The sequence below is a fragment of the Pseudonocardia sp. 73-21 genome, from assembly GCF_001899645.1.
Taxonomy (GTDB): domain Bacteria; phylum Actinomycetota; class Actinomycetes; order Mycobacteriales; family Pseudonocardiaceae; genus Pseudonocardia.
This window is the reverse complement of record NZ_MKVV01000086.1, coordinates 71,947-92,437: the sequence shown is the minus strand read 5'-3', so window position 1 is coordinate 92,437 and position 20,491 is coordinate 71,947. Positions and strand designations below refer to the sequence as shown.

Sequence of the window (20,491 nt, the reverse complement as noted above, 5' to 3'; positions counted from 1 at the left end):
GGGTCAAGGACCGAGATCAATTACCCGGCCAACGTTGCGTGTCGAGCCACTAGCGCCGGCCGGAGCCGTCCACGTTCAGGGATCCGCAGACAGCGAGGGGTTCCAGCCCGACGCCGCCGCCCACCACTCCCATTCCACCCGCCAGCGTCGCCGGATCAAGCCCCGTCGCAGGCATCTGTGGACGGCTCGAGGATCCGCAGCGAACTGTGGACAGAATCCCCCGGAACGCCCCCGTTCCGGCACTCCCACCCAGGGCAAGGTCGGAAGTTCCACTTCCGGCATATCTTGCTGCCCTGAGACCACACATCAACCACAGGGGAGTCTGGCTGCTCGGGCCTAAAGATCCGCTCGGGCCCGCCGCAGAGACCACTTGCTGGGTGGAGCAGAGCTATCGGGTCGTGGCCGTTCGGTACACGTCAGGAAGGACACGATCGCGCAACATCATGAACATGCTGGGGTTCGCCCCGAGAACGTGAACCAGAGCTGACTCAAGCGCGGTCGCAATCTCCATCGTGCTCAGAGCACAACGGATCGCCTCTTGGCCCTGGAGGGTAGTTAGCCCACCGCCCCGCACGACGGCGACTGCACGTTGCAGGATGTCCCGGGCGGCTCCCTCGACGGGGGCGGTGTCGATCTCGGCGGCAAACTCACTCCAGTCAGCCGCGGGGTCAGGAGCCAAATGTGATGCCGGCTCCTTACGCACCGCCCACAATCCACGGGCGATCGGCCGGACATTTACCTGAATCTCTGCGGCCTTCACTTCCTGATCCTGCATCCGCTCGACGGTCGTCCGGGTAGTCGTCGGACCAGCGAGAAGGGCGCGGATTCCGGCCGCCACTGCCGTACGCTGGGCCTGGCCGTTGTCGGAGTAGCGCACCAGCACGCGTGCGATCGCCGACAGGTCCGGTGGGTGAGGTTCGTTCAGCACGGTTAGCCCGACGCCTAGCAGACGGTTGCTGTGAAGAGGCCAGGATCGGGCCATCCCGTCATCGATCAGGTCGAGCGCGAGACGTGGGCCGATCGGCGCGACGCGGCCCAATCTTCGTGGTGCGGCAACGTCGAGGGTCTCGACGAGCTCGACGATGCGGGGTAGCAGGTGGTCCTGGTCCTGAGCGAAGATTCGGCCTGCAGCGAAGATCCATGTATTACGCCAGTGCGGGCTGGCGGCGATGAGGCGCAAGCGCTCGGCGACGTCGTCGAACTCGCCATTCGTGATGTGCAGGGCAGCGCTAAGTTCCTGTAGCGGTCGCACATCGAAGCCAAATCCGTGCTGGCCACGCGGGGCGATAAGGACCAGGCGCTGCGTCGCGGCGGTGAAGAGACGTTCCAGTAGATCATTGTCGCCCTCGCCGGACTTGTGCCCGGCATCGGCCAAGATGTCACGGATAATTCGACGCAGCTCGTCTTCAGTAAGGGCAGAAAAGGCTCGGCCGCCGTCTTCGCTACGCCGTTGCAGCTCGTATCCAACGCGCTCGTGGAGCTTCGTGATCTGCGGTCGGTGATCACGAAGCAAGCCACGAAGTGTGGTGCGTTTGTTGCGCTCACGATTGAACACAGTGTTGTAGTAGCTCCAGAACAGGCTGAACCGGTCCGGCGCAAGGTTGCCAGCACTGCTGTCAATGATGATCGTGAGAATAAGGACCTGCAACGGGGTTCGCAGCAAGTGGCGAAATGATTCCGATTCCGCAGCCTCGCTGAGCTGCTTGATCACGACGACCCGGCGCTCCTCGTCGTCGCGCAGGCGCAGATTCGTGACAGCGGTGCCGTAGCTGATTGCCTCCGCAGGCGTCAAGTCTGCGAGGGATAGAGTTCGGAACTGGGCCGGTGAAATGTTCTCGATATACCCGAAAGGCCGCGTCGTGAGAAGCACGAAGACATCGCAGTTGTCACCCTCAGCCTCGTTTACGAAGCTGACGACCCGTTCGATGACGGTCGCACGCACGCTTGGCTCGGTCACCTCATCCAGTCCGTCAAGCACGACAAACCAGGGCCACTCGCTCTGCCAGGTCGCCATCGCCCGAGGAGTCACCGTGCCAGTGTTGGACGAAGCATTCACCTTCTCGGCGACCCACCGAATCAGTGTGTCGTCAATCAGATGCCCGCGTTCTTCCGCGTACTCGGCCAGATCAATTCTGATCGGCCAGCGCGGATGCCGAGGCAATGTCCGTCCAAACCGTGACAGGGCCCGTACGGTACCGTCGACGACCATGTGATGATCGGCGCCCAGATTACTGGCCTCACGAAGCAGTGCCGCGCGGTAGGCCTGCGTGAGCAACCGCGAGATCGTCGTCTTACCGTTTCCCGGATCGCCGGTCAGGATCAGGTGCCGCGGGGACTGCTGCGTCGTCACCGCTGGTTTCAGGACATGGTCGGCCTGATCCAACACCAGGTTGATCAGCGATCGACGGGCCGGCACCTCGGGACTCACCCGGTCTTCGGCTGGATCCTCAACCGCCAGGACCGGCAGGTCGACTGCGACGTCGTGGACCTGAACCGACGAGCTGTCTCCACCTGCCTCGGCAAAGTATAGCCGTCCGTCGCTGAGCAGCGCGGAGCGAGCGTGTCGGCGGAGCCCGTCCTCGAGCTCGTTCGCTGGCAGCGCGTCGCTCAGAGCGGCCAGATCAGAAAGCACGTCGGGGACACTCATCAACCCCTTGAATGCCTTGCGCACGCCGCCGTGCAAGTTCAGCAGTGCGGTGAGCTTGTTGCGATCCCAGAACCTGATCTTGTCGATGCGCCGAAGTCGCCGCAGCCGCTGCCGACGGGCGGCGCCGTGATCGTCAACGTCCCTGGACGGATCGGCCAGTGAGGCGCCGTACTCGGCGATCTTCTGCAGTAGGTAGTCGTGTCCACCGCTCCCCGGTGTCGGCGTCAGCGCGATGTTGGTAATGAAAACCAACTGATTCGGAGTCCTGTCCCTGCCAGCGGACGGCTTGACCCAACTGTCGAGTTCCTTGCGTACTTCGGACCAGAGCCAGGCCGCATTGTCCTGCGGGCGCGCCGCGAGAACGGCCTTCTGCTTGACCTGGAACACGGTATACCCAGTCCACGTCTCCGACCTCACACGATTAGCATCGTGCTGATGCCCACCATCCCGGTCGTCGTGATCACCGGCGTGCAGCTCGGTCCAGGTGCAGCTGCCCTCGAGGTACATGTCACGACCGCCATCGCGGCCGGCGCCCATCACCTGGACCGACGGACCGAACACGGAGACTGCAAGGCTTGCGGCAAGGTCTTGGAACCCGGAGCTGCCGAGCTGTTCGAGGTCATAGGTCACCTCGGCGCTACGCCTCACCTTCGAGATCAAATCGCTGACCACGGGCCGGTGATCCCTGAACCGCCCCTTGAGACCGAGCTACGCGCGGCCATGGCGATCGTCCGACTCTACTCAGTGCGGGTCCAAGCCACTCTCGTCGCACTCCAGACCAGGTCGGTCAACCTTGGACAGCATGGAAGCCTGACGGCGTCACCGCGCCGTCGATGGCATCTGATCATGGACCCGACTACTGACCAGCAGCGCCGAACGCAGATGCTGCATCACACACTTGGCGCAGGCGACTGGTCCTCGAGCAGGATGGGTGACCGAACGACCGCCGTCCAGCGGGTCGCAGGGTTGATGTGATGATGAACGGCGGGCAGCACACGAACCCCAGCGCGAAGATCACCTTGAGTCGGGCGGGATACTTCTTCGATGTCGACAGGCGCGGGCGGAGGCGACAACGATCCAACGCCCGAACCTGCAGATCCTGGCGCTGCAGAGGCCCGGCAAGGCGCAGTCGATCAAGGCGTCGTTAGCCGATGGGTCGGCCTCGCCGCAGATGTATCCGCGATCGTGGCCCTGTTCAGCGCGACCGCCACCACGGTCACCGTAGTTATCTGCGGTGTCGGGGCTGTGGCCAGCTTAGATGCAATGTTCAAAAGGAGCCGGCCGCAAGCGCGCAACCGCCGTCCTAATTGTCGCCGTAGTCGTCGCCACGATCGCACTGTTCGGCGGGCCTGCCGAAATGATTGCGGTTATACGCGGCGAAAAGGCCACACCTACGGTAGCGCCGCCTGCGGCGTCAGGCCCAGCAGCGGAGGGAATGACCGGCGGCTGCGCACCCTTCCGCGTGTTCGCCCAGGATCGCTGGGACCCCCTTGGCGCAACAATCAGAGCCGCTCCGCGAATGACGGCCGAACCGATTGGCACCGTTGCCGGGAACTACACGATGTTCTCCGATGGATTTGTGCACAGCGAGGTCGCCTACCCACTCAACACTGCACCGTGGAACAACGATGTTTGGTTCCATGTCGCATCGGGCGGATGGGTCTCGTTCAGCGGCGTCAGAGCGGTGCCGACTGTGCACGACCCCACAGGACTGGCGGACGGCGGACTGCCGGTGCCAACGCTCGACTCATGCTTGGGCATCCTGCAGTGAGCAACACGGAGGCTGACCAATCTTGCCAGAGGAAACCCGTGCGCCCCAAATGCGCCCTTGATGGACTCTTGATGTTCATCCGCGCAGCGCACGACCATGTAGGTGGCATACCTACGACGTCTGATCGACAGGTTCAGCTGACCTCGTGGTCGACACCGGAGCGGCAATCTACCTGCACGAACGCCATATGACGTCGTCCAGTGTCAACCGTCGTTCTCGTTCTCGGTGCGCCCCGGGCCCGGCAGACCTGCAACACCGGCCGCCCATGGAGCGACGGTCCTCCTGAGACCGCCACGCGCTATCTGCGCAGATGGGCGTTCGCAGGGACGGGTGATATCGGTGGCCATCTTCGGTGCTCGGCGGCGAGTGGAAGACCTCGAGCTCGAGCTGGCCCGCATGCAGGCCACACTCGCTGAGGTCGGGGCCCTTGACCACCTGCACCTCGCAGCCCGCCGTCGCGACGCCGAACAACGGCTCAACACCGTCCTGGCCGAGGAACACGTCGCCCGGACACGGGTCGCTCAGATCGAACGCGAGGTCACTCAGGTCCGCTCCGAGCTCGTGGAGACCCGCGACGAACAACTCCTGCAGGCCGCCGGCGTGTACGAGTACACCCACCCGCTCGACAGCGCCGTCGCCTACAAGGACCGGCTCGTCCAATTGCGCACCGAGACCAAGGACCTGGTGAAGACGCGACGGGCGGTCACCGGCAGCGTCGACTGGACCGTCAACGGCTCCCGCACCCAGGGCGCGAAGATGGTCAAGGACTTCTCCACCCTGATGCTGCGCGCCTACAACGCCGAAGCCGACAACTGCGTGCGCACCGTCAAACCCCACACCCTCGCCAGCGTCGCCCTGCGCCTGGACAAGACCCGCACGACCATCGCGAGACTCGGCGCCACGATGACCATCGCTATCACCGAGCGATACCACCGGCTGCGCATCCGCGAGATCGAACTGACCGCCGACTACCTCGCCAAGGTCGAGACCGAACGCGAACTCATCCGCGCCCAGAAGGAAGCCGCCCGCGAAGAGGAACGCGCCCGACGCGACTTCGAACGCGAGAAGGCCAAACTCCTCAAGGAACAAGCCCACTACCAAGCCGCCTACAACCGGCTGCTCACGCAGGGCCCCGCCGCCGACGCCGCGGCCGTCGAACAACTACGCGGCCAACTCGAGCGCCTCGGCGCCGACATCGCGACCGTCGAGGCCCGCGCCGCGAACACCCGCGCCGGCTACGTCTACGTCATCAGCAACATCGGCTCCTTCGGCGACCACATCGTCAAGATCGGAATGACCCGACGCCTCGAACCCATGGATCGCGTCCGCGAACTCGGCGACGCATCGGTCCCCTTCCGCTTCGACGTCCACGCCCTCGTCTTCAGCGACGACGCCGTCGGTCTCGAGACCACCCTGCACAACGCCTTCGCCGAGCAGCGCGTCAACAAGGTCAACCGGCACCGCGAGTTCTTCCGAGCCACCCCCGCACAGGTTCGCCACCGCCTCGCACAAGCCGCCGGCAGCCACCCGCTGGAGTTCACCGAGACCGTCGAGGCCATCGAATGGCGCGCCAGCGGCGCCGAGACGACCCTCGCGCCGCTGCCCCCGGAACAGGTCATCGCACCTCCCCTGTCCGAGGACGCGGAGGACCTCGACAACCCGGAGCAGGTCGTCCCTACCGCGACCCTGCGATCCGGACAGCTCCTCCCCCTGCTCGGGCTCCAGCGACTGCGCCTCGTCCTGCAGACCGACGGCGACACCGACATCGACCCCGTGGCGTTCCTGCTTACCGATCAGGGTGTGATCCGCTCCGACGAGGACATGGTCTTCTACGGCCAACCCGACCACCCCAGCGGTGCGATCACGCTCGCCTCCGACGACACCGGCGCCGCCACCGCCCTGCACGTCACCTTCGACGCCACCCCCACCGACGTCACCGAGATCCTCCTGACAGCACAGCTACCCACCGACCGGCCTGCCGGCGCCACCTGCCTCCGGGTCCTCGACCTCGACACCGGCCACGACCTCGGCCGACTCGATCTCCCCACCCCCGGCCCGACCGGCCTGCTCCAGCTCGGCGCGCTCCACCGCGAGGCCACCCACTGGTCACTCCGAACCCAACTCGACGCCCTCGACCTCGACCTCGCCGCACTGGCCACAGCAGCCGGCATCGACATCAACTGACCCACCGCTGTCCTTGGAGCGGCGGGCGACGCTCGCTGGGGGTGCCGGCCGCGAGCAGAACTACCGAGGCACCAGTAGTACCGACGCACCAGTAGTACCGACGCGGGTAGTCGGCGGCGCCAAGGCCAGCACAAATGCAGGAAGCCACGCTACGAACCACGTCGAACACGGATCAGCGACGACGCGGCAATGACACCGTCAAGTTGTCCACATTGACGATCTCATGTCCGGAACCAGCAGCCGGCGCCCGAGGATTGGAACAATGCACCGGCTCCTCGATCACAGCTCGAACCAGCCTGCGATACGTGTCCTGACCACGCGGGCAGTCACCGCGCCTCACACCCTTCCCTGCATCTCGGCGGCCGACAGCGGACCGCTGGCGCACACGGGAGGCGGATATGCCCAACAACCGGAACTCCTTGCAGCCATGACCGACAAGGAGATGTACCGCATCGCCGAAGCCATGGAGATCCTCTCGCTCAAGCGCAGCGTGATCTACGAGCAGCTGCGCAGTGGCCGACTGCGCTCCGTCCACGTCGGCAGAACCCGGCTCATCACCGCCGCCGCCATCAACGAGTACGTCGCCCTCCTCGAAAGGGAGGCCGCCGCCGCCGACACGTCCTTCGGAGCCGCATCGTGACTGCCCGCCGCAGCCGCGGCGAAGGCGGCCTGCACTGGGACGAAACACGGGAACGGTGGATCGCCACCATCACTACCGGCTTCGACGCCCGCGGCAAGCGCATCACCCGCAAGGCCAGCGGCACCACCAAGACCGAGGCCAGGAACAAGCTCAAAGAACTCCTGCGCGACCACGACGACGGCGTCGCCGTCGCTCCGTCGAACTACACCCGTCGCCGAAGCCGTCCGTGACTGGCTTACCTACGGCCTGCCGAACAGGTCCCCCGCGACGGTGGCGAACTACACGACGATCGCCGAGACCCGCATCGTCGCCCCGTTGGGCCGCTGCCGCCTCCGCGACCTCTCCGCCGACGACGTGGACCGCTGGCTCCGCGCGCAGGCCCACGAGGTCAGCACCCGCACCCTGCGCCTGATGCACTCCATCCTCAGCCGTGCGGTCATCCGCGCCATGGCCCGCGACAAGGTCAAACGCAACGTCGTCGCCCTGTGCGCCGTCCCCACCGGGCAAGCCGGCCGCCCCTCCAAGTCCCTGACATGGGAGCAGGCCGAACGACTCGTCGCCGCCGCAGACGGCTCGTCGCTACACGCCTACATCGTGCTGTCGCTGCTCACCGGGGCCCGCACCGAAGAGGTCCGAGCCCTCCGCTGGGCCGACGTCGACCTCGTCGGACAGCCCGACATAACCCCACCCGTGCCGCCGGCTATCTCGGTTCTGCGCTCCGTCCGGGTCGGCGGCGACACCAAGACCCGCAAGTCCCGCCGCCGGTTCGCCCTGCCCCGCCGATGCGTCAACGCCCTCACCGCCCACCTGGCGCGACTCGGGCGCACACCGGACCCGGCCGCGCTCGTGTTCGCCACAGCCAACGGCACCGAACTCGACCCGCACAATGTGCGACGCGCCTTCCGTGCCATCGTCCACAACGCCGGCCTCGACGCCACCGCCTGGACGCCCCGGGAGCTACGCCACAGCTTCGTATCGATCCTCTCGGACTCCGGCGTACCCATCGAACAGACCGCCCGGCTGCTCGGACATAGCGGCACCGCCGTCACCGAACGCGTCTACCGCCACCAACTCCGGCCCGTCCTCGAAGAAGGCGCCGCGACCATGGACAGCCTGTTCCCCAGCGACGACGCGGGATAGACACTCAGATAGTCACTCAGCCCGTTCCCCGACCCCGTCGAACCGAAAATGGGATCGTCTGTGGGACCACCGCATGCGTCGGACCTGGACCACGTTTCCGCTGGTAGAACGCAGAACGGGCGGCTCCCCCGTCGAAGGGAACCGCCCGTTCCGGCCGTCGGGACGACAGGATTTGAACCTGCGACCCCTTGACCCCCAGGCGAGCGGAGCTGTTGGCCCCTGGTGGTAGTTGTTGGCGTTCGTCCTGCTCAGTCGGGAAGACGTCGACCGGCCGTTGGCCCCTATTGGTGCGTGTAGGGGGTGGTGAGTGGCAGTCACGTTGACACGCGCGTGACACGAGGAAGATCCACAAGTAGGCGGCCCGGACCGGTGCTGGAACACCGGCTACCCGGGCCTTGATCGCCCCGGGAGGCGACCCATGTCAGATCCAACCACCTACCCGCCGGACGGCGGGAAGGCTGAGCACGTCGTCGTGCTCGTCGTCCGCGGCCGAGACGGTGTCACCGTCCATGCGGTCCTCGACGGCCAGCAGTGCGGCACGCCCAGCCCGATCACCGAGCGGGCCGCGAGCCGCTACCTGCGCGTCCTGCTGCCGTGGATCACCCGATGAGCGGCCGACGGCGCCTGCTGCGCCTCGTCACCGTGGCGGGCCTGCTGCGCGTGCGCGTCTGCCCGTTGTGCGCGGCGCTGGTGGTGGCCGCAGGTGCGATGCAGCACGACCGAGTCCACATGATCCAGACCACCGACGAGGAGAAGTGATGACCAACAACGACAAGGTGCGGCAGCCGATCAAGTGGAACGGCGACGCGCTGGCCCGCCTGATCACCGACGTGATCGCCACGGCGAAGGTGCGGCAGGGCATGTCGACCAGCCGCCGGACCACGGTGGAGGTCGACGCGGAGCTGTTCGAGCGGCTGCAGATGGTCGGCTCCCAGGTCGCGGCCGAGAACGCCCGCAAGCGCATCTGGGAGGACTCGGCCGAGGGCACCACGGTGCGCCCGGCCGACCCTGTCACCCACGGCAGTGAGGCGATGGACATCCTGCGCACTCACGGCGTGGCCGCCTACCGGGAGTCCCTGAGGCGCTGAGAGCACCGTAGGCACGAGCAACGGCCCGGCCCCATGTCCGTGGGTGCCGGGCCGTTGTCGTTGGGCCCTCAGTCGGTCATGGCGTACGCCGAGAGGTCGGCGATGCGGGCACTGGACAGGCCCATCATCGAGAACACGTCCCGGCCGTGCATCGCCGACCAGAACAGCACCTCCCGCTTCAGCGCCACGCCCTCCTCGGTGTCGACGCCGTCGCTACGCAGCATCTCAGCGGCCTCGTGGCTCTCCCCCGCGGCGCGCAGAGCCTCCTCGATGAGCCAGTCGGCCACCTCGTGGGGGCTGCGTGCGACGCCATGTGAGGGGCGGTGCCGGTCCGCGGCTCGGCGCTCGTTGTCGAAGCGCTCACGGTCGTTACGGCCCCAATCCCGGCGGAGCAGGTTCCAGTGGGTGACGCCCTTCTCCCGCCACCGTCCCGAGTCCACGAACCCCCCCTGGGCATCGACGGGGACCTCGATCTGGACACAGCGTGGCTTCAGGTGCTCGGCAAGCATGGGCGCATGTTGGCGGGGCACACCGACAGTCTTGGGCCGCTCTGCCCTGTGCAGCGTCATGGGCCCCTTGACAGGCTGTCAGGTGGTCACCAAGTAACCCCTGCTCAGACGGCATGTTGACCAATGCTTGTCACTGGTTTGTCAACGCAGGTCGAGCCTGCGCCCATGGTCATCGCCTGCGCAGCGGCTGCCGTACCGGCGATCGTGACGGAGCTTCGGCGCCTGGTCCGCAGGCGGCACCCGGCGAGGCCACCGCGCCGACGCTATGCCCAGCAAGGCGGGCTTGGCCGCGACCTCGGCGGGCTCCATACCCAGCAGCTCGGCGGCAGCGACGATCCGCGCGTGCTGCCACACCGCCAGCCGCTCACGGTGCCGGGCGAGATCGTGTTCGACAGACCGCTCGACGGCCGCCTGGAGCGCGCGCTGATCGGCCCGTCGGCGGACCTGCGCGGCCCGGCCGCCGTGGGCGTGGCAGATGGTGCTGTGGTTCATGGCGAAGTTGCGGCACGGCTCGCCGTTGGTTCTGCGTGCGCTGCACGGTCGGGCCTGCCGAACACGTGCCATCGGGGCCACCTCCACAGGTCATCCGGTGCAGACCCGCAGCAGGTGGTGCCCGGCGCAGGCCCGTACGTGGGGTCCTCCGCCGTGGTGGACCACGGGGCTGGGATCTGTTACCGGATCGGGGCTGGGTACGGGCTGCTGTGTGGTCGATGCGGGGGTTGGGGTGGCTGTGGGGGTTGGGCTGGCTGTGGGCGGGGCGGGCACGACGGCAACCGGTGTCGGCGCCGCAGTGGCGATGCCACCGACGGCGAGGCCAAGGACGACGGCCAGGCCCAAGACCACCTTCTTTGTGTAGGTCAGGGCTTCCATCCCCTCGGCATCTCGCGTAGGGCGTACTCCACGAGGTGCACCAGCGTGGCGGTGCGTGTCAGGGCCTCGACGCGGGCGCGGTCGATCACGGCGGCCTGGACGTCACGGGGTAGGTGCACCGGTGGTGGTGCTGCCGGGCGGGCGGGGTCGGCGCCGATGTCGGGCGGGCCGGAGTTGAGCACGTTCTACTCCTTGATCATGTAGGAGGTGACCGGCGCCCGACGAGGCGGCTGCGCCTCGCCGGGGCCGGTCGGGGTGGGGCAGGTGCACGAGGTGCGGTCGGCGGGTCAGAACCGGTGCGAGACCCCGTCGGTCGCGGTGCCCTTTCGATCCCCCGGGCCGAGAAGGAGCTAACGAGGCCCCGGGGTGACGTTGACCCCTGCGTGCCCGACGGCTACTTCGCCGGACGCGCACGTCGTGATCAGACCAGCCCGAACTGCCGGGCGTAGTCCGCGGCGTCGGCCCGGGACGCCCACTGGCGGGGCTCCAGCGCGTCCTGCTCGGCCACCCGGATGCGGCGCTCGGCGTCGGTCTCCCCGGGCCGGGTGAACAGCCGGTCGTGGGTCTCGCACTCGCCGACCGGCATCTGGTCGTGCCAGCCGCGCTGCCCGGCGGCGTCGAAGCCCTGCCCGACCCTGGGGCGGCGGCGCTCGACGGCCTCGATGGTGGAGGCGATGTCGGAGGCGCTGGAGAACATGTACGGGTTGTTCTCCCGCAGGTGCTTGATCATGTCGAGCGTGTCCGGGCTGGGCGGCAGCGCCTCGGGTCCGTAGCGGTCGTCGTCGGTCTGGACGTGGGGCACTACCTCGCGCGGGGAGGTGCGGTCAGACGGTGCGACCGTCGACACAGGGCCGGACAGCTCGATCACGTGGCCGGTGGCGGGGTCGATCATGCGGGTGTCCATCGTGGACTCCTTCGAGAGTTGGGTGGTGTTGCGGATCGGGGTGGCCGTGCACCGGCACCGGGCGTGGACGGTGCCCGGGTAGGTCCCGCCGGGCGGGCGCGCGACGTCGAAGACCCGGCCGTCGAGCGCGGCACAGTCGGGGGTGACGCGGTCGTCGTGGACCGTGCGCCAGCGCAGCAGCGGCGAGACCGCAGCCGCCTGGTCGACCTGCCGGGCGGCGGCGGCACGGTGCGCGGTGGCCGACCTGTGCGCCTGCCAGTGGGTCCGCTCCGCCTGCAGGGCCTCCTCCAAGGGGGTGCCGGATACGACGGCGTCAGTGACCCTCTGAGCGGCGTTGAGCACGTACCTGGCCCGCAGCACGGCGTTGCGCAGGGCGATCCGGCGGCGGGCGAGGACGCCGACGGCGGAGCTGGGTACCGGGGTGGACGCGGTGACGAACTCGGCGATGCCCGCGGCCACCGGGCCGGTGAAACCCGCCGTCAGCAGGCGGCCGGCTACCGCGAGAGCGAGGTCGGCTCCCCCGGCGAGCAGTACCGCGGCGAGCGTGGCCACGGCGGCAGCGTCCACCACGGGGTGATCGTCGGCGGGTGGACCTTGCTGGGGTGCAGGGGGCGCGTCGGGCGGTGCGGGGGCGGCCAGCTCCACCGGCTCCCACGGCGTCGCGTCGATCGGGCCGTGGATCGTGCCGACGACGTCGAGGATGCTCACGACTTGACCCACTCGGCGATCTTGTCGCCGCCGGTGCCGACCCGGTAGACCGGCGGGGCCGGGCGGGGCTTGACCGCTGGCGGGGGCGGCAGCTGCGCGCGGGCGGTGTCGGCCTCGCGCAGGGCGTCGTCGGTGCGGCAGTGGCTGCACACGGCAGGGTCGGTGTCGAGCACGCGGTGACTGGTCCAGGACCCGCACCGCGAGCACGGGACCGCGGCCACCCGCTCACGCTCGTGCTCGGCGCAGGCAGGGTGCTGGCCGTCGGGGTCGTCGGCGGGCAGGGTGCAGGTGCGGCAGGGGATCATCAGTCCTCCAGGTTGTCGGAGTCGGCATCGAGACCAACCACGGCGGCGGCAGCGCCGATGGCGGCGGCGGTCAGAGCGTCGAGGGCGTCGATCAGGTAGTTGGGAAAGCGGTCGTCGTCGGCCGTGCACGACCAGGTCTCGACGAGCGCGATCAGGTCGGCGACGTCGCGCCGGACGCGGGTCAGTCGGACGCGCACGGCGTGCAACTCGATGGGGTCGGCGGCGAGGGTCAGCATGGGGACCCCCCTTCGAGTCCCCTGGGGACACCCGTGTCCACCGGAGACACCTTGGAGACACCCTCATGCGGACTCTGACCTGCGTCGGAGACTCCGGAGACCGGAGAGACAGCGGAGTAGCTGCCCCGGGTCGGTCTGATCAGCTGTCCCTCGTCGGCCATGCGGTTGAGCGTCTTCTTCACCAGGTCGTGGCCCAGCCCGGTCGCCTCCGCGATCGATTTGGGTGATGAGTCGGGGTGCTCGCGGACGTAGGTGAGCAGCTTCTTGCGGGTGTCGCTCACGAGGTGGTCCAGCGCGGGCCCCGGCAGCACCTTCCACGAGCCCAACTCGGCATCGAAGGTCAGCGCGTACTCGGTCTCGTCCACGTCGCGACCGGTGACGTGCAGGGCTCCGTCGGCCTCGCCCCGGGACCGTTTCAGCACCAGCACGGCGTCCGCCGCTCCGGCGATGCCGTTGGTGCCGCTCACCTCGGTGAGGTAGTCCTCGGAGGCGGCCTTGCGCACGTGGTGCACCAGGACCAGGGCGATGCCGTAGTCGTCGGCGATCTGCTTCACCTGCGTGACAGCGGCGTAGTCCGCGGAGTAGGCCGAGGTCGAGTTGTCCACCCCGCGCATCCGGGCGAGGACGTCGACCACGACCAGTCGGGCCTCCGGGCGCTCGTCGAGCCAGGCCCGGATGTGGGCACCGCCCTCGGGGAACCGGGGGCACTCCGTCTCCAGGGTCAGCCGCTCGGGCGCGTCCCGCTCGTCCAGCACTTTGCACAGGCGGCTCTGGAGCCTCCGGCCCGTGTCCTCTAGGGCGAGGTACAGCACGTCCCCCTCCGGCACGTCGATCGAGCCGAACGCCTTGCCGCCGGTGGCCACGGCCACCGCCAGCCCGAGTGAGAGCCAGCTCTTGCCGATCTTCGGCGCGCCCGCCAGTAGGTTCACCCCCTCGGCGATGACGCCCGGTACGGCGTACTTGGGCGCCTGGAACTTCTCCTTCATCAACTCGGCAGCCGTCCAACGGTGTCTCCGCTGTCCCTGCTGTCTCTTCGCCTGGTCAGAAGCCGGAGGAGGTGTCTCCGGGGGTGTCTCTGCGCCGGAGGGTGTCTCCGGCGTCCGAGGAGGTGCCGGGCGGGTCGTGGGTCTGGGACTCGGCGCGGCGCCGAGCGGTCGCAGCGGTTTGAGCGCGCCCCGCTCTGCGAGCAACCGCTCCGAAACGGCCGCGCCGTCAGTGGCCGTCATTCGGCCTCCCGGCGGCAGACAGGCCCCATGCCGCGCTCGGTCGACTCCGGGGCCGTCAGGGGGCGGTGGCAGCGGCTGCACCGGCAGGACGCGGCTCCGATGGCCCCCAGACCGCGCTCCGCGGCGCGGCGATCGCGCTCCACCCGGGCAGCGGCCATCAGCGTCCGGGTGCTCTCGACATCGGCCCGGGTCGGCGGCAGGCACCGCAGCGCCCGGCGCAGAGCGCGCTCCCCCTTGCGGTACTGCTCCAGCACCTCGTCGGGGGCGTCGAGCACCGCCCGGATGCCGTTCTCGTCATCAGGAGGACCGGCCGCATCCGGTACGGTGAATACAGCCGTAGGTGGCTGATCGCAGATCATGTGCGTGTTCCGTTCGGTGATGAGACCCCCGACCCAGGGAATCGGAGAAATCCCGGGTCGGGGGTCTTGTCGGTTGGTCGATTCCGCGTTCCCGAGGTGCCCCTGCGGTGGGCGATTGGGCTACGCGACGTCGGGCGCGGTGGCGGGGTCGATGCCCAGGCTGCGGAGCACGAGCGCGGTGGGCCACCTGAGCTTCTTCCCCACCCGCAGCGGCTGGACCGGTACTTTCCCGGTCTTCACGGCCTCATACAGCGCCCACGTGCTCATCCCGTAGAGGTTCGCGACCTGCCCGACGTCGAGCGTGGCGGGGAGGTCGCCGATGACGGCGGCGATGGGTGCGGTGTTGCTCGACATGTGCATCTCCCGGTCGGGGTTTTCTTGGTTCCAGCTAAGTCTGACACGGCTCCGGCGGCTTCACTTGCATCTGATCACGGCCTGACCACGGCTCATTCCTGAGATCGCAGCAATAGGGCACATTATTGATCCTTAACGGTTCTTCCATGTAAGTAGAGGGCCTTATGGGGCAGTGGTCGACGTCACAAAAATGGCGAACAGCCCGAAGGTTGCCTCCACGGTCAGACGTCAGGATTTAGTAGCGTTGAGATACCATCGTGCTACCATCGTGACCGTGGGCAACGACGACGAGAGACCACGGCAGGTAGTGCACCTCCGCGTGGAGGCGGACCTCTACGACGCCATCCGGGAGTACGCGATGAGGACTCGTAGATCCGTCAACTCGGCGGTGGTCTACCTGATGGAGCAGGGCTTAGCAGCGGAAGAGGAGGGGCGATGACAGGTTCGGTTCGGAAGCGCGGTGCGACGTGGACCGCGTACTGGTGGGTCACCGACGCCGACGGCAAGCGGGTGCAGCGGTCCAAGGGCGGCTTCAAGCTGAAGAAGGACGCCCAGAGCCACCTGACCACGGTGCTGGCCGCCATCGGCGACGGCACGTACACCGAGGTGCAGGACAAGACGATGACGGTCGCGCAGTTCCTGCGCGACCACTGGCTGCCCGCGGCGCGCACCGGTGCGACCAAGAGCGGGGCCCCGCGCAGGGCGAGCACCGTCGCGCAGTACGAGATCGCGGTGGAGAAGTGGATCATTCCGCACATCGGCGGCGTTCGACTGGTCGCGCTCAGCCCGAAACAGGTTGAGAGTGCGCTGACCGCGCTCGCCGCGACCGGCGGCAAGGGTGGCCGACCGCTGAGCGGCCGAAGCTGCCAGCTCGCACACGGGGTGCTGAAGATGGCACTGGAGTACGGCGTCAGGGCCGGGTACTGCCAGAAGAACAGCGCTTCATTGGTGAGCAGGCCCGGGGCGAAGTCGCGGGAGATGGCCTGCTGGACCGCAGGTCAGGCTCAGGCCTTCCTCGCCGCCGTCGCCAACGACGCGCTGTACGCGGCGTGGGTGCTGTTCCTGGCTCGTGGCCCGCGCCGCGGCGAGGTGGCCGGGCTGCGGTGGGCAGATGTCGACCTGGAGGCCGGGACGCTACGCATCACCAAGACGCGCGTCTCGATCGGCGGCAGGGTCGAGGAGAGCGAACCCAAGACGGCCGCAGGGCGGCGCACCCTGCACCTGGACGCGGGGCTGGTCGCCGTACTGCGCGCGCACCGCAAGGCGCAGATGCAGGCGCGCATGGCGGCCGGTCCGGGCTGGACCGAGACCGGGTACGTGTTCGTCCGGGAGGACGGGCTGCCACCCCACCCTGAGCACTTCTCCGACCGGTTCGAGGTGCTGTGCCGCAGGGCCGGGGTGCCGGTGATCCGGCTGCACGACTGCCGCCACACGGCGGTGTCGCTCGCGCTGGCGGACGGCACGCCGGTGAAGGTCGTCCAGGAGATGGCCGGGCACAGCAACCCGGCGATCACACAGGGCGTCTACGCCCACGTCATGCCCGGCCAGCACGAGGCCGCTGGAGCCCGTCTGAGCGGGCTACTCGGCCTGTCCGGCTGAGCTGCGTTGACAAACCATTGACATCGAGCCCAGCCCGGGTTCGACAACCGAGGGAGGACTGAACCAGTGAAGATCACCAGATGCAGCTCAACTTGCCCGTTCCCGCAGGTAGAACGCAGAACGGGCGGTTCCCCCGTCGAAGGGAACCGCCCGTTCCGGCCGTCGGGACGACAGGATTTGAACCTGCGACCCCTTGACCCCCAGTCACTGGCCAGAAGCCGCTGCACCAGGGCGATACGGCGTCTGAGCTGCTGGAACTGTCCACGTCGGTCCGCCGCCGTCCGCTCCGCCGCGCTGTCGTTGTCACTCAGTTAGTCGCTCATCTCAGCGGGGCAGGGCGCTCGATTGCGACCGATCGTCGGCGCTCTCACCGCGCTGCTCGACGTCCTGACTATTCTTCCGGCGGCCGCTGCCCTCGGTTGCGTTGCGACCGCGGCCGACCACGCGTTCCAGGAGCATCCCGGAACTGTTGATGGCGATCCGTGTCTCGACGGGGCGGCGGCGTCACCGGTCACCTGACGCGTCCTCGGCGGATCTGGCTCGGCGCCGGCGCCGCTACGGGGCTCAAACTGGTCGGCGTCGCTACCCCGCTTCGCCTCGACGCCGACGGCGGGGTTGGAGATGACCGGCGCTCCACGCCGCCGGCCTCCCCTGACGACACACACCTGCACGAGGAGGCCTTCGCGTTCTGATCATCATCCGAGGGCGGACACCAGGTTCTTCAGCGCCGCGGTCTCCGTGGACGGATTCGGGCTCGACGCCCGGAGCTCGCGCAGCACCGTGTCGATCTTCCCGTCAACCTCGGTCCATGCGGCGCCATCCCTCGCCTTCAGCCGGGCCTGGGCCTTGTCCCACTCCGTCTCGAGATCGGCGATCCGGGTCGTCGCGCCGGCCTGATCGCCGTGTCCCAGCATGTCGAGGGTGTCCTGGGTGATGGTGCGGAAGGACGACAGATCTCCCAGCGGTGAAGCGGGGGCTCGAACACCACCGGCGCTCGGCTGCCCGGCCACCGGTGCTGCCACCGACGCGGCGGCGTCGGCCTGGAGTGCGGAGACCCGGGCGGTGTAGCCGACACCCGATGCGACGAGAACCACCCCCACGACCATCGCCGTCTGCCACGCCCCACCCCGCTCCATCGGCTCGTCGCCGCCCCGATCCCCGTCGCCCGAGATGACGTCGGCCTTCGTCAGGGACAGGTAGACGACGATGCCGAGGATGCCCGCGACGAAGATCAGGCTCGTCACCGTGGGGCCGAGGCCCAGGCCGCCCTCGTTGGGCGACTGGGAGAGGTAGTCCCCGATCGACGCTCCGAGCGGGCGGGTCAGGATGTAGATGAACCAGAACGCGAGAACCGAGTTGAGCCCGAGCCGCCAGCCGACGGCCATGACGGCGATCAGTCCGGCCACGATGGCCCCGGTGAGCAGGTAACCCAGGCCGAGGCCCTCCGACATGAGATCACCGGTCGCCGTACCGAGCGCGAAGGTGAACAGGATCGCGAGCCAGTAGAACGTCTCACGCCCGACGCTGAAGATCGAATGGATCGAGAGCGTCCTCTCCGACGCGTACCAGACGACGAACGTCAGGGTGAGCAGGGCACCGAAGATCAGCGTGCTCGCCTCGAGTGGTAGGCCTGCGCTCGTGGTCAGGTTGTCGGTCACGAGCGTGCCGAAGACACTGACGAGCGTGACGGTCAGCCAGTAGCGGCCCGGGACGTAGCGGCTCGCGCTGAACTGGAGCACGAGCGCGACGACCAGCAGCACGCCGGTGGCGACGGATGTTCCGGTCAGCCCCAGGTTCAGGCTCACGTTGAGGTAGTCCGCAGCCGTCTCACCGACGGTCGTGCAGAGGACCTTGATGATCCAGAAGTAGAGCGTGACCTCCGGAACCTTGCTGAACAACTGGCGTGTGGAGGCGGTGGCGTGGCGTGAAGTCACGGTGTCTCTCGGTCCGTTCGTCGCGGAGCCGGATCAGAACGGGGAGATCCGGCGGAGGTGACCAGTGACCAGGGCTGTGGGGAGGAACCGTGGTCGCGTCAATCCGGACGCTAGGAGCGGGCCGGTTCGTGGACACACATGCCGTGGTGAGCGCAGGGCAAAACTTCCCGCCCAACGCCTTATCCGACCTACCGGGGCAAAGAGACGGTTAAAGATCGGAGATCCGCGGATCCAGGCCGACCGCACGGTTGACAGGGACTGACCGGAGAACTGAGGCTGGCCTCTCCAGCAGTGAGGCTGTACTTATCCGTGGAGGTCCGGTCGTGAACGTCGGTCAGACAGTGTTGCTCGGGGTCATCGCCGGCGCGACGATCCTGCTCGGCCTCCCACTGGGCCGCCTCCGGGCGCCCGCCCCCGGGCTGCGCCTGCTGCTCAACGCCTCCGCGATCGGGATCCTGGTGTTCCTGCTCTGGGATGTGCTCGCGCACGCCTGGGAACCCGTCGACGCTGCGCTGGGCGCCCTGCACGACGGATCCGGTGGGCTCGGGCCGGTAGTCGGCTTCGGGCTGCTGTTCCTGGGTGGGCTGGCGGTCGGCCTGCTCGCACTGGTCTCCTACGAGGGTCGACTCGCACGCCACCGCTCGCCCCGGGCCGCCGGACCCGGGGCGATGGCCGCCACGGAGCTGACGGGCCGCGCGGGCTGGTCGCCCGCCCGTCGCCTGGCGCTGCTGATCGCCATCGGGATCGGGCTGCACAACTTCGCCGAGGGCCTCGCCATCGGCGGCAGCGCAGGCCAGGGCGAGATCGCGCTGGCCACCCTGCTCGTGATCGGGTTCGCCCTGCACAACGCCACCGAGGGCTTCGGGATCGTCGCGCCCCTGGCCGCGGCCGGTGAGCGCCCGAGCTGGGGCTTCCTCCTGCTGATGGGCGTCATCGGCGGCGGGCCGACGATCATCGGCACGGTTGTCGGCCGCCAGTTCAGCAGCGACGTCGTGAGCGTGCTGTTCCTGACGCTGGCGGCGGGCTCGATCCTGTTCGTGATCATCCAGCTCATCGGCGTCGCCCTGAAGGCGCAGCAGCGCCACCTTCTCTACTGGGGTGTGCTGGCCGGGATGGCAGCGGGGTTCGTCACCGACATGGTCGTCACGGCGGGCGGTGCCTGAACCGGGAGCAGCAGCGTGAAGGTCGGAGGCGAGGGGCGGGTGAGCCGCAACCGCCCGCCTTCGGCCTCCGCGAGGCTCCGCGCGAGGGCCAGGCCGATGCCGTGCCCGGTGGCCCGCGACGAGCGGCGCACGAACAGCTCGGCGTCGGGCACCTCGATGCCCGGGCCCTCGTCGGCGACGTCGACGGCCAGGGCACCTCCCGCGTCACGCACGGAGACCGACACGGCACCCCGGCCGTGGACGGCGGCGTTGTCCAGCAACACGGTGAGCACCTGGCGGACCGCGGCGGCCGACGCCATGGTGACCGGCAGCGGGGGGTCCGACCGCACGGTGAGGATGCGCCCGTGGCCCCGGTCCCGCCACTGGATGCGGGCCTCGTCGAGCACCGCGTCCACATCGAGGGGGTCGGTGGACCGTGGCGTGTCGCGGGCCAGGGCGAGCAGGTCGTCCACGGTGTCCTGCAGTCGGTCGGTGGCCGCGAGCCCGGCCACGATGGCCGCTCGCGGGTCCCGGTCGGGGTTCTCCATCGCCGACTCCAGCTCGAGCCGCAGCCCCGCGAGCGGTGTCCGCAGCTGGTGGGAGGCGTCGGCGGAGAACGCCCGCTCCCGCTCGAGAAGCGCCCCCAGCCGCTCGGCGGTGCTGTCGAGCGCACCGCCCACCGCGTCGATCTCCTCGACGCCGCTGCGCGGGCCCCGGACGCTGAAGTCGCCCTCCCCCAGTTGCCGGGCAGCCGCCGCGAGCTCCTCCAGCGGACCGGCCAACCGCGCGGCGAACCGCCGCGCCAGAACCCAGACCGCCGCCAGTGCCACTAGCGCGAGCCCTCCCATCGCCGCCCACACGAGGCCCGCGCGGAT

Annotated in this window: 23 protein-coding genes; 11 read left to right on the top strand and 12 right to left on the bottom strand. The window is 68.6% G+C overall.

The annotated features are described in order from the left end of the window. Positions 1-388: 388 nt before the first annotated feature. Positions 389-3,319 carry a hypothetical protein gene (locus BGP03_RS27515; RefSeq protein WP_298800181.1) on the bottom strand — a complete coding sequence of 977 codons (2,931 nt, stop codon included), beginning with the start codon at positions 3,317-3,319 and terminating at the stop codon, positions 389-391. A gap of 847 nt (positions 3,320-4,166) precedes the next feature. Between BGP03_RS27515 and BGP03_RS27510 the strand changes: the two genes are divergently transcribed. The 8 genes from BGP03_RS27510 (at position 4,167) to BGP03_RS27475 (ending at position 9,470) form a co-directional block, all read left to right on the top strand. Next, the gene (locus tag BGP03_RS27510) at positions 4,167-4,418 is read left to right on the top strand and encodes a hypothetical protein (RefSeq protein WP_299738051.1); all 252 of its coding nucleotides are present in this window, start codon (positions 4,167-4,169) and stop codon (positions 4,416-4,418) included. A 366-nt stretch (positions 4,419-4,784) separates the two neighbouring features. Then, complete coding sequence (locus BGP03_RS27505) at positions 4,785-6,602, top strand: DUF4041 domain-containing protein (protein WP_298800179.1); 1,818 nt, start codon at positions 4,785-4,787, stop codon at positions 6,600-6,602. A 262-nt stretch (positions 6,603-6,864) separates the two neighbouring features. Continuing rightward, positions 6,865-7,242 carry a helix-turn-helix domain-containing protein gene (locus BGP03_RS27500; RefSeq protein WP_298800178.1) on the top strand — a complete coding sequence of 126 codons (378 nt, stop codon included), beginning with the start codon at positions 6,865-6,867 and terminating at the stop codon, positions 7,240-7,242. Next, complete coding sequence (locus BGP03_RS27495) at positions 7,239-7,472, top strand: hypothetical protein (RefSeq protein WP_298800177.1); 234 nt, start codon at positions 7,239-7,241, stop codon at positions 7,470-7,472. Before BGP03_RS27500 ends, BGP03_RS27495 begins: the two co-directional genes overlap by 4 nt. A 40-nt stretch (positions 7,473-7,512) precedes the next feature. Continuing rightward, a complete protein-coding gene (locus BGP03_RS27490; protein WP_298800176.1) occupies positions 7,513-8,382 on the top strand; it encodes a site-specific integrase in 870 nt (289 codons plus the stop codon). A gap of 418 nt (positions 8,383-8,800) precedes the next feature. After that, complete coding sequence (locus tag BGP03_RS27485; protein WP_298800174.1) at positions 8,801-8,992, top strand: hypothetical protein; 192 nt, start codon at positions 8,801-8,803, stop codon at positions 8,990-8,992. Continuing rightward, the gene (locus BGP03_RS27480; RefSeq protein ID WP_298800173.1) at positions 8,989-9,141 is read left to right on the top strand and encodes a hypothetical protein; all 153 of its coding nucleotides are present in this window, start codon (positions 8,989-8,991) and stop codon (positions 9,139-9,141) included. Before BGP03_RS27485 ends, BGP03_RS27480 begins: the two co-directional genes overlap by 4 nt. Further along, entirely contained in the window at positions 9,141-9,470 is a 330-nt protein-coding gene (locus BGP03_RS27475) for a hypothetical protein (protein ID WP_298800172.1), read from the top strand. Before BGP03_RS27480 ends, BGP03_RS27475 begins: the two co-directional genes overlap by 1 nt. A gap of 68 nt (positions 9,471-9,538) precedes the next feature. Here BGP03_RS27475 and BGP03_RS27470 read toward each other — a convergent pair whose 3' ends face one another. The 9 genes from BGP03_RS27470 to BGP03_RS27430 all read right to left on the bottom strand — a co-directional run bounded on the left by BGP03_RS27470 (position 9,539) and on the right by BGP03_RS27430 (position 14,941). Next, positions 9,539-9,910, bottom strand: coding sequence for a hypothetical protein (locus tag BGP03_RS27470; RefSeq protein ID WP_299738046.1), 372 nt, complete (start codon positions 9,908-9,910; stop codon positions 9,539-9,541). A gap of 210 nt (positions 9,911-10,120) precedes the next feature. After that, positions 10,121-10,471, bottom strand: a complete 351-nt coding sequence (locus BGP03_RS27465) for a hypothetical protein (RefSeq protein ID WP_299738043.1) — start codon at positions 10,469-10,471, stop codon at positions 10,121-10,123. Positions 10,472-10,836: 365 nt separating this feature from the next. Beyond that, positions 10,837-11,031 carry a hypothetical protein gene (locus tag BGP03_RS27460; RefSeq protein ID WP_298800168.1) on the bottom strand — a complete coding sequence of 65 codons (195 nt, stop codon included), beginning with the start codon at positions 11,029-11,031 and terminating at the stop codon, positions 10,837-10,839. A 239-nt stretch (positions 11,032-11,270) separates the two neighbouring features. Next, positions 11,271-12,461, bottom strand: coding sequence for a minor capsid protein (locus tag BGP03_RS27455; protein WP_298800166.1), 1,191 nt, complete (start codon positions 12,459-12,461; stop codon positions 11,271-11,273). After that, the gene (locus BGP03_RS27450; protein WP_298800164.1) at positions 12,458-12,766 is read right to left on the bottom strand and encodes a hypothetical protein; all 309 of its coding nucleotides are present in this window, start codon (positions 12,764-12,766) and stop codon (positions 12,458-12,460) included. The genes BGP03_RS27455 and BGP03_RS27450 overlap by 4 nt, the downstream gene beginning before the upstream one ends. Further along, entirely contained in the window at positions 12,766-13,002 is a 237-nt protein-coding gene (locus tag BGP03_RS27445; protein WP_298800162.1) for a hypothetical protein, read from the bottom strand. Before BGP03_RS27445 ends, BGP03_RS27450 begins: the two co-directional genes overlap by 1 nt. Beyond that, complete coding sequence (locus BGP03_RS27440) at positions 12,996-14,228, bottom strand: AAA family ATPase (protein ID WP_298800160.1); 1,233 nt, start codon at positions 14,226-14,228, stop codon at positions 12,996-12,998. The genes BGP03_RS27445 and BGP03_RS27440 overlap by 7 nt, the downstream gene beginning before the upstream one ends. Next, the gene (locus BGP03_RS27435) at positions 14,225-14,587 is read right to left on the bottom strand and encodes a DUF6011 domain-containing protein (RefSeq protein WP_298800157.1); all 363 of its coding nucleotides are present in this window, start codon (positions 14,585-14,587) and stop codon (positions 14,225-14,227) included. Before BGP03_RS27435 ends, BGP03_RS27440 begins: the two co-directional genes overlap by 4 nt. A gap of 120 nt (positions 14,588-14,707) precedes the next feature. Further along, positions 14,708-14,941: a DNA-binding protein gene (locus BGP03_RS27430; protein ID WP_298800155.1), complete on the bottom strand. Its 234-nt coding sequence runs from the start codon at positions 14,939-14,941 to the stop codon at positions 14,708-14,710. Positions 14,942-15,215: 274 nt separating this feature from the next. Between BGP03_RS27430 and BGP03_RS27425 the strand changes: the two genes are divergently transcribed. Next, the gene (locus BGP03_RS27425) at positions 15,216-15,380 is read left to right on the top strand and encodes a hypothetical protein (RefSeq protein ID WP_298800153.1); all 165 of its coding nucleotides are present in this window, start codon (positions 15,216-15,218) and stop codon (positions 15,378-15,380) included. Continuing rightward, positions 15,377-16,540 carry a site-specific integrase gene (locus BGP03_RS27420; protein ID WP_298800151.1) on the top strand — a complete coding sequence of 388 codons (1,164 nt, stop codon included), beginning with the start codon at positions 15,377-15,379 and terminating at the stop codon, positions 16,538-16,540. Before BGP03_RS27425 ends, BGP03_RS27420 begins: the two co-directional genes overlap by 4 nt. Before the next feature lie 695 nt (positions 16,541-17,235). Here BGP03_RS27420 and BGP03_RS27415 read toward each other — a convergent pair. Beyond that, positions 17,236-18,474, bottom strand: a complete 1,239-nt coding sequence (locus BGP03_RS27415; RefSeq protein WP_296369226.1) for a hypothetical protein — start codon at positions 18,472-18,474, stop codon at positions 17,236-17,238. 323 nt (positions 18,475-18,797) lie between these two features. On the opposite strand from BGP03_RS27415, the gene BGP03_RS27410 reads away from it, so the two are divergent. After that, positions 18,798-19,637, top strand: a complete 840-nt coding sequence (locus BGP03_RS27410; protein WP_296369224.1) for a ZIP family metal transporter — start codon at positions 18,798-18,800, stop codon at positions 19,635-19,637. Here the strand turns inward: BGP03_RS27410 and BGP03_RS27405 are convergent. Next, positions 19,565-20,491 (bottom strand): HAMP domain-containing sensor histidine kinase (locus BGP03_RS27405; RefSeq protein ID WP_299738033.1); only part of this gene is annotated, 927 nt, incomplete at its 5' end. The two genes, BGP03_RS27410 and BGP03_RS27405, sit on opposite strands and share 73 nt — an antisense overlap.

What these genes read in the sequence shown, in the direction of transcription:
- BGP03_RS27510 (WP_299738051.1), top strand. Translation starts at nt 4,167, where the DNA reads ATGACGGCCGAACCGATTGGCACCGTTGCCGGGAACTACACGATGTTC.
- BGP03_RS27500 (WP_298800178.1), top strand. Translation starts at nt 6,865, where the DNA reads ATGCACCGGCTCCTCGATCACAGCTCGAACCAGCCTGCGATACGTGTC.
- BGP03_RS27485 (WP_298800174.1), top strand. Translation starts at nt 8,801, where the DNA reads ATGTCAGATCCAACCACCTACCCGCCGGACGGCGGGAAGGCTGAGCAC.
- BGP03_RS27480 (WP_298800173.1), top strand. Translation starts at nt 8,989, where the DNA reads ATGAGCGGCCGACGGCGCCTGCTGCGCCTCGTCACCGTGGCGGGCCTG.
- BGP03_RS27475 (WP_298800172.1), top strand. Translation starts at nt 9,141, where the DNA reads ATGACCAACAACGACAAGGTGCGGCAGCCGATCAAGTGGAACGGCGAC.
- BGP03_RS27465 (WP_299738043.1), bottom strand. Translation starts at nt 10,471, where the DNA reads ATGAACCACAGCACCATCTGCCACGCCCACGGCGGCCGGGCCGCGCAG.
- BGP03_RS27450 (WP_298800164.1), bottom strand. Translation starts at nt 12,766, where the DNA reads ATGATCCCCTGCCGCACCTGCACCCTGCCCGCCGACGACCCCGACGGC.
- BGP03_RS27445 (WP_298800162.1), bottom strand. Translation starts at nt 13,002, where the DNA reads ATGCTGACCCTCGCCGCCGACCCCATCGAGTTGCACGCCGTGCGCGTC.
- BGP03_RS27440 (WP_298800160.1), bottom strand. Translation starts at nt 14,228, where the DNA reads ATGACGGCCACTGACGGCGCGGCCGTTTCGGAGCGGTTGCTCGCAGAG.
- BGP03_RS27435 (WP_298800157.1), bottom strand. Translation starts at nt 14,587, where the DNA reads ATGATCTGCGATCAGCCACCTACGGCTGTATTCACCGTACCGGATGCG.
- BGP03_RS27430 (WP_298800155.1), bottom strand. Translation starts at nt 14,941, where the DNA reads ATGTCGAGCAACACCGCACCCATCGCCGCCGTCATCGGCGACCTCCCC.
- BGP03_RS27420 (WP_298800151.1), top strand. Translation starts at nt 15,377, where the DNA reads ATGACAGGTTCGGTTCGGAAGCGCGGTGCGACGTGGACCGCGTACTGG.